This window comes from Mycoplasma marinum, assembly GCF_004335975.1.
In the GTDB taxonomy this organism is placed as follows: domain Bacteria; phylum Bacillota_I; class Bacilli_A; order Mycoplasmatales; family Metamycoplasmataceae; genus Mycoplasma_K; species Mycoplasma_K marinum.
In genome coordinates this window covers 24,773-32,437 of record NZ_PSZO01000010.1, presented here as the reverse complement: position 1 = coordinate 32,437, position 7,665 = coordinate 24,773, and the positions used below count along the sequence as shown (strand labels likewise).

The window sequence follows — 7,665 nt, the reverse complement described above, 5'->3', positions numbered from 1 at the left end:
AACTCGAACTCATTTCAAGTCCGAATCTTTAATATACAATTTTTGTATAATTTATTTATAACTGTAAAAGTGTTGCACTTTAAATTACAATGAAGAAAATAGGGAATTCCCTATTTTTCCATTTCTAAAAAATATTAGATGTATTAACGTCTAACTCTTTCTTTAACGAATGGTAATAAAGCTACTAATCTAGCTCTTTTTATTGCTGTTGAAAGTGATCTTTGGTGCTTAGCGCATGTTCCAGTAACACCCGCAGCAAGAATTTTACCTTGGTTATTAATAAATCTACCAAGTAATTCTGTATCTTTGTAATCTATGTAATTAATTTTCTCTAAGTGGAAGAAACAAGGTTTTCTTCTTTTTACCACTTTTTTAGGTTTTCTATTGTTAAATGCCATTTTGGCCTCCTATAAGTCTAGCTCTCAAGGAACGTCTAAAGGAACGTCTTGTGTTTGAGCTATTTCGTCTTTTTGAACTGATGAATTGTGTGTAGTATTAGTTGGTTGAATAGTTTTTTCAGGAGCTTTATAAGATGATTCGGTATGATTCATTCTATTTTCTCTTTGTGCTCTTGATTCAAGTGAGTTTACTCTGTCAGCAGTAACTTCATAACGAGTTACAGTTTCATCTTGAGCATTTTTATATGTTGATGAAGAAAATCTTCCTTCAACTGATACTTTTGAACCTTTTGAAAGGTATTTCTCAATGAATTCTGCTGTTTGTCTTCAAGCAACAATTGGTATAAAATCTGCTTGATCTTCTCCAAAAGTCCTATTTACAGCAACAGTAAATCTTGTATATTTGATTCCTGAATTTGTTTGATATGTTTCTGGATCTCTAACTAAATTCCCTACTAATAAAACTTTATTCATTACTTGTCCTCTGGTTTAGAAGCGTTTTGTCTAGCTAAGTAAGCAGCTCTTTCAGCTCTACGAGCTTCCATTGCAGCTTTTCTTTCAGCTTGTTTTTTTCTAAGTCTTGGGTATTTAGAGAATTTGTTTTCTACGAAAGGTTTATTATAACCAGCTTCGTTATCTAGATTAATTACTAAGTTTCTTCAGATTTCTTTTACGATGTTTGATCTACGGTTTCATTCTTGAATGTTTGAACCTTCTGTTTCAACTGATAACAGGAAAAATTGTCCTGTGTTTGATTTGTTGATTTCATAAGCAAGATCAGTGATTTCTAGTTTTTTAACGCTAGCTGCTCCACCGAAAACTTCTTTTGATTGTTTTTCGATGATTGATGAGTCAGCTTTAGGGTCAAGAACTAGCATAATTTCATATTTAGCCATTTTGGCCTCCTTCTGGTCTCTGGGCATATTGATTGCCAAGGAGTAATTACTTACTCGTAAAGTATTATACAATAAAAGTGTTTACTTTGTAAAGGAAAAATAAAAAGCGACATTAATCGCTTTATTTAAATCTTTTTAGTATATCTGCTTCAGGCATAAATCCTTGAAACCTAAATTTTTCCTTACCTTCTATAAAAATAATAGTAGTAGGCGCCACAATTACTTGTTCTTGCTTAGCTATTTTAGATTCCTCAATGATATTAAGTTCTGTTAATGAGACATCTTCATACTTTTGCTCTAGTGTTTTAAGAACAGGTTTTTGCATTTGACATGTTCCACAAGTATCAGAATAAAATATCACAATATTTACCTTTGTATCTCTTAATTTAGACAATATTTTTCTTTCTGAATCATCAATTTCCTGAGCTTTGGGAATAATTAATTTTTCAGGATTCATAGCCTTGATTCCACCAGAAACATTTGTTAAATTGTAACCTTTAGAAAAAAGACTTGTAATAACAAATTGCGATCTACCACCAGAACCACACATTATGTAATATTCTTTCATTTTATCTAAATATTTTTCTGGTTTTGCAAGTAAATTTTCTTTTGGTATATTAATAGCTCCATTTGCATGTGCTATAGAAAACTCTTCGGGTGTTCTAACATCAATTAATTCGATTTCTTTTGCATTTTCTTGAACTCATTCTGCTTGTATATTTTTCATGCTAACTCCTTTACATAGCTAATTTAACTAAATTATTTTTTGTATATGTATATTATATAACATCCATTTTTCAAAAATAACAAATCAATTATTTTATTTTCAAAAATAGGCAAAAAAGTTGTTTATTAGCCACTAAAATATGTAAAAAAATACTTTTATTAAAAAAACTACAAAATAGAATGTAGTTATAATTAAATTTTAAATTTTTCAAATGTTTCTTTTGTTATTGAAGCAACATAAGGTAAGTGTCTAAATTTTTCATTGTAATCTAAGCCATAACCAACAACAATTTCATTAGGAATAACGAAAGATGGATAATCAATCTCTACACTAATCTCTCTTCTTGAAGGCTTAGTACACATTACAGCTATTTCAACTTTTTTTGCACCCCTAAATAACATTAAATCCTTAACTTTTGATAATGTTCTACCTGTATCAACAATATCTTCTACAAGGATAACGTTTTTATTCTTAACCTCTTTTTTAAGGTCTAGAATAATTTGGACTTCTCCAGTTGATGAGCCATTAGAATATGATTTAGCAACCATAAATTCAACTTCTAAGTTAGGATTCTTAACTGAACGTGCAACATCTGAAGTAAATACATAAGCACCCTTAAGGAGACCTATAATCATTATTGGCTCTTCACCATATTTTTCATCTATTAATTTTCCTATTTCTAATGCTCTTGTTTTTAATTTTTCCTCTGTTATTAAAACTTCTTTAAAATATTTCATATTCCCCCTAGAAAACTTTTTTCATAACTGCTTTAAGCTTACTTATATTTTTACCTTTTGAAGCGGAAGTTATTAAATAATCAACTTCTAAAGCATGAATTTGTTTCAAAGTTTTTGAAATTTCAGTTTGCTTAGCTTTATCAGCTTTCGTACCAATAATAAAGTATGGTCTTCCAACAGCCTTTAAATATTCAAACATATCATAATCATCTTTTGTGATACCAATTTTTGAATCAATTAAGCAAAACGTCATAATAAGTTGTTTTCTTTCAGAGAAATATTCCTCTACCATTTGAGACATTTTTTGTAATTCTTTTTGTGGCATTTTTGCATAACCATAACCAGGCAAATCAACAATCATTTTTTTATCTTCATTTTCAAAATAATTAATTAATTGTGTACGCCCAGGAGTATTTGAAGTTCTTGCTATTTTTGAGTTTGCTAAAGCATTGATTAATGAAGATTTACCAACATTAGATCTACCAACAAAACACACTTCTTTTGCATGGGTATTTAACCAATTTGACTTTTTAGATGCGGATACTATAAATTTTCACATAAAGTTATTATAACTTAATTACTTTATATTTTAAATTATTAAAAATAACCTTTGTTTTTTTAGTTTGGTAATACATAATTGTAAAAACTCTATTACTGACTGCTTAAATAATTTAAATCTATTTTTTAAACATAGTAATGTCTTCCCATCATTATTTTATTATTGATATTTTTTATTTGTAGGCAAAGTAATTTACTGCACAATATATAAAATTAATGTATGAAACTTTATCTTGATTTATATATTTTCCAACATATTTTAACAATACTTTTAAATAATATAATGGATACTTTTGAAAACAAAAAAAGAAAAACAACCCAATTAAGGATTGCATTTATTAACTAATAATGAATTATAGGCTAATGAAGTGTTTGAAAGTTCTTACATATTGTGAAACGTATGAGTTTTCATTATCGTATCATGTGATAAGTTTGAACATTTTTTTACCGTTAACTTCAATTTCTTTAGTCATTAAAGAATCAAATAGAGTTCCGTGTGTTGCACCAATAATATCTGATGAAACGATTGGGTCTGTAACGTAAGCTAAAGAATCTGAAGCAGCAGCTTTAACTGCAGCGTTAATTTCTTCAACTGTTGCGTCTTTTTTGAATTCAATTACAAGGTCAACAAGTGATCCTGTGATTGTAGGTACACGTACAGCGATACCATCTAGTTTACCGTTAACTTCTGGTAATACTTTACCAACAGCTACAGCAGCACCAGTTGTTGTAGGTACGATGTTTTGTGCTCCAGCTCTAGCTCTACGTAAATCACGGTGTGGTTTATCTTGTGTTCCTTGATCTCCTGTGTAAGCGTGAACTGTTGTCATGAATCCTTTTTCGATTCCGAATGTGTTTTCTAATACATTAGCAATTGGTGCTAAAGCATTAGTTGTACATGAAGCTGCAGAAATGATTTGGTCATCTGCTGAGATTGTTTCTTCATTTACTGAGTAAACGATAGTTTTTAAGTCACCTTTTGCTGGCGCTGAAATAACTACTTTTTTAGCTCCTGCTTCGATGTGAGCCATTGAAGCTTCTTTTGATACGAAGAATCCTGTTGATTCAACTACACCATCAATTTTTAATTCTGCTCATGGAAGGTCTTTTGGGTTTCTTTCAGCATAAATTCTAATTGTTTGGCCGTTTACAATTAGTGAATCTTCTGTTGATTCTACTGTACCGTCAAATCTCCCGTGTGCTGTATCATATTTAAGTAAGTGTGCTAATGTAGCAGGTGATGTTAAGTCATTGATTGCTACAACTTCAAGATCTTGATCTTTAATTAGTTGTCTAAAAACTAGACGTCCAATTCTACCAAAACCGTTAATTGCGATTTTTTTCATATTAATTTCCTTTTATTGTTATATATATTTAATGTTTATTGTGTGCTTGTTAAGGCAGTATACTGCAGTCTAAAACTGCAATAGAATTATACTACTTTAATAGAAATACTGTAATTTTATTTGTGTATCCACATACATATACCGTTATTTTTAAGGGATAAAATAAAATAAAAGGTCTTTGCCTTTTATTTTTTATTCATGTATTAATTTATAACAATAATATTTTAGAATAAATTCCACGCATTAAGAAAAGCATGGTTTACCCTTTTAAAATATGTACCTATTTAATCAGTTAAAGTCTTAACTCTAACACAACAAATAATTTTTTAATAAACACTGTATGCACTAAACAATAAAAAAGAACAATACAACATCAAATTAAATATATGTATTTAAATTTTAGATACTAAGATTTATGACTTCCAATAATACTAATAACAGCAATATTAATTAAGGAATCGCATTCAAATTTAACTCTTTAAGAATACCATTTAGGAAATATAGTACTCACAATTTATATAAACAAAAATTTATTATATTCAAATAACAATTATTAAGATAATGGCTTACACATTATCCAAAATTATTAAAATAAAATATTTGCACAGCAATTAACTATGCAATATAATTATACTTGTATATACATGATAATTAGCATTTATTTTGAAAGATGATTTCACAAATAAAAAAAAGGCACTAATACCTTCTATTATGACCACCAATATTAACAGAGATAGATAAAGCTCTTATACGTTCCATAAGTCTTGCGGCTTTAGCTTTATCTGGATATTTAGAGCCTTGAGTTCTTGATTCGATCTTTTCTAGCTCAGAAAATGAATAGTTTGATGTAAAGAATGTTGTTTTATTGTTATTCATTCTTGTAGAAAGAATTCCGAGTAACATATCATCCCTAAATCAAGTGGTAATTGTTTCTGCTCCAATATCATCCAGAAATAGATTTTCAACTGTTTTCAGTTTTTCAACAAATGATTCAGTACCGGTTTTAAATTTTGACTTCATTATTGAAACAAGTTCTGCAACATTTAGGAATGCAACTTTTTGACCTGATTTAGCAAGTGAAACCGCCATAGCTTGAGCTATAAAAGATTTACCAATACCCATTTCACCATATAAAAAGAAACCTTTTAAAATTTGTTCATCCTCAATTTGTTTTTTATATTGCTTGAAATACAAAGCAAAATTAACACGTTCCTTTGTTTGTTCCATATTAGAAAACTCCACATTAAGATTAATGGGTGAGATCTTTTGGGTAATAATGTTATTTTCAATTGAAAGTGCTTTACCCCTTTCAGAAAGAATCTTAGTCAAAGTTATAACACCATTATGACCAACATTGAAAGAAGTGATGTATTTAGGTTCTTGAGGTAATTTACTTTCTTGGATAATTTCCAAAAGAATAATCTTCGCTTCCTCAAGTTGTTCAACACTTATCTTTAATTCCGCGACCCTTTTAGCTACCCTAGGTATAGAAAGCGCTTGGTTTATTATATTTTTTGAATCCATATATTATGAGAATAAGTCTGAAAATATTTCATCAAGACTTAATTCACTCCCTTCCGCAATTGTTTCTGTAGGTGCTTCAATTTTCTTTATTTCTTGTTTTTTAGACATACTTGCATTCATTAATTCTCTTGCAATATCTGCAGAAGAAGTAATATTTGTCTTATGTAAATCATATGCAATTGTTTCAACATATTTAGCAACAACTTTCTTATTAATTTTATATGAATAATCTTGGATATAGTTTAATGATTCGTTTGAAAAACCTAAATCACGTAAAGTATCAAATGTTTTTGCTAACGAAGGTCCAGCAACATTATTTGTTAAAAATTTAGTAAACATTTCTGCTGTTGTTGCCTTAATAGCTTGTTCCTTATTACTAAATGAAGGTAAAGTAATTTCTGTTGTTCTTTGGATTGTTTGAGTTGTTGTAACATCAAATAATTCATGGTATTTTGCAGAAATTTCCACAAATCCTGATTTATCAATTGTTTGTGTCTTTGATTCGAACATTAATCTCTCTACTTCAACTTCCCCAATTGAGTTTATTAATTTATTCAATAAAAGTTTATTATTAAAAAGTTTTTGTACATTTAATGGTCTCAAAATTGCGAATAAAAAAGTTGCTCTTGTTTCGTTTGAATATGTTTTTAGAAGTCCAACAGCTTCTAAAGTTTTTCTTGCAGACAATAATTCCTCTTTATTAAATTGTAAGGAATTCATAAGTGCAGTAATGTATCTGTAGTCCACTTTGAAAGTATCTAAAGCTTCGTCTGCTAATGATTGATATAATGCAACCGCTTTTGTCCCTATAATAGGTAAATAAAGAGTTCTTATATTCTTTAAATCTATGTGTGTAATGTATTCATTAGTTTCGACGATGTACTGATTCATTTGGCCTCCAGTTTTTTGTATGTATAACAATTATAGATTTACCTAATAAGTATGTTACTTTTTTTCAAAATATCAGTCGCTTTTTCACCTGTTTTAACATAGATATCCACAGCTTCAATTTCCCTATAAGCCCTTGTATTAGTGTCTGTTAGGGATTTGAGAAAGTTATCCACATTAATCGAATTATTTCCTAGTGGAGTATCTACTATATTTATCACTTTTTCGAATAAATCAGTGAAGTCAATAGGAGATCATTTCATAATAGGTATTTCAACAAAATCATACTCTTTTGTAGATAAATGCTTATATAAATAAGGATGAACGATATCTTCTATTTCTCTTAAAACACTAAAATCTTTGATTATTAAAGTTTTAAGCATTTCTTTGGATATTTTTTGATCTAAAACTACTTCCTCACCAAAATGATCCTTAAGTGCATTAAACACTTCATTACCAAACTTATAATGCTCACTAACTCATGCATCAGTCTCAAAAACAGTATAATTTTCATCTTTTAGTTTTTTTAAGAATGTAGTTTTACCCACATTTGGATTACCAATAATTGCTATCATAAATTAATTATATTTT

The 7,665-nt window shown here is 28.9% G+C and carries 10 protein-coding genes; all 10 read right to left on the bottom strand.

Translation table 4 applies throughout. The annotated features are described in order from the left end of the window. Nucleotides 1–143: 143 nt before the first annotated feature. The 10 genes from rpsR to C4B24_RS02615 all read right to left on the bottom strand — a co-directional run bounded on the left by rpsR (nt 144) and on the right by C4B24_RS02615 (nt 7,649). Nucleotides 144–398 carry a 30S ribosomal protein S18 gene (rpsR, locus tag C4B24_RS02660; protein WP_131599095.1) on the bottom strand — a complete coding sequence of 85 codons (255 nt, stop codon included), beginning with the start codon at nt 396–398 and terminating at the stop codon, nt 144–146. Nucleotides 399–407: 9 nt separating this feature from the next. Then, nucleotides 408–872 carry a single-stranded DNA-binding protein gene (locus C4B24_RS02655; protein ID WP_131599093.1) on the bottom strand — a complete coding sequence of 155 codons (465 nt, stop codon included), beginning with the start codon at nt 870–872 and terminating at the stop codon, nt 408–410. Next, nucleotides 872–1,294, bottom strand: a complete 423-nt coding sequence (rpsF, locus tag C4B24_RS02650) for a 30S ribosomal protein S6 (protein WP_168388333.1) — start codon at nt 1,292–1,294, stop codon at nt 872–874. Before rpsF ends, C4B24_RS02655 begins: the two co-directional genes overlap by 1 nt. 121 nt (nt 1,295–1,415) lie before the next feature. Further along, nucleotides 1,416–2,021, bottom strand: coding sequence for a rhodanese-like domain-containing protein (locus C4B24_RS02645; protein ID WP_131599088.1), 606 nt, complete (start codon nt 2,019–2,021; stop codon nt 1,416–1,418). Nucleotides 2,022–2,212: 191 nt separating this feature from the next. Beyond that, nucleotides 2,213–2,758: a hypoxanthine phosphoribosyltransferase gene (gene hpt, locus C4B24_RS02640; RefSeq protein WP_131599086.1), complete on the bottom strand. Its 546-nt coding sequence runs from the start codon at nt 2,756–2,758 to the stop codon at nt 2,213–2,215. 7 nt (nt 2,759–2,765) lie between these two features. Beyond that, nucleotides 2,766–3,317, bottom strand: coding sequence for a ribosome biogenesis GTP-binding protein YihA/YsxC (gene yihA / locus C4B24_RS02635; protein WP_131599084.1), 552 nt, complete (start codon nt 3,315–3,317; stop codon nt 2,766–2,768). A 352-nt stretch (nt 3,318–3,669) separates the two neighbouring features. Further along, complete coding sequence (gene gap, locus C4B24_RS02630) at nt 3,670–4,662, bottom strand: type I glyceraldehyde-3-phosphate dehydrogenase (RefSeq protein ID WP_131599082.1); 993 nt, start codon at nt 4,660–4,662, stop codon at nt 3,670–3,672. Between the two features lie 696 nt (nt 4,663–5,358). Beyond that, complete coding sequence (locus C4B24_RS02625; RefSeq protein WP_131599081.1) at nt 5,359–6,186, bottom strand: ATP-binding protein; 828 nt, start codon at nt 6,184–6,186, stop codon at nt 5,359–5,361. A 3-nt stretch (nt 6,187–6,189) separates the two neighbouring features. Beyond that, nucleotides 6,190–7,077 (bottom strand): DnaD domain protein, encoded by an 888-nt coding sequence (locus C4B24_RS02620; RefSeq protein ID WP_131599079.1) that lies wholly within the window; start codon nt 7,075–7,077, stop codon nt 6,190–6,192. Nucleotides 7,078–7,115: 38 nt separating this feature from the next. Then, a complete protein-coding gene (locus C4B24_RS02615; protein ID WP_131599077.1) occupies nt 7,116–7,649 on the bottom strand; it encodes a dephospho-CoA kinase in 534 nt (177 codons plus the stop codon). Nucleotides 7,650–7,665: the final 16 nt, after the last annotated feature.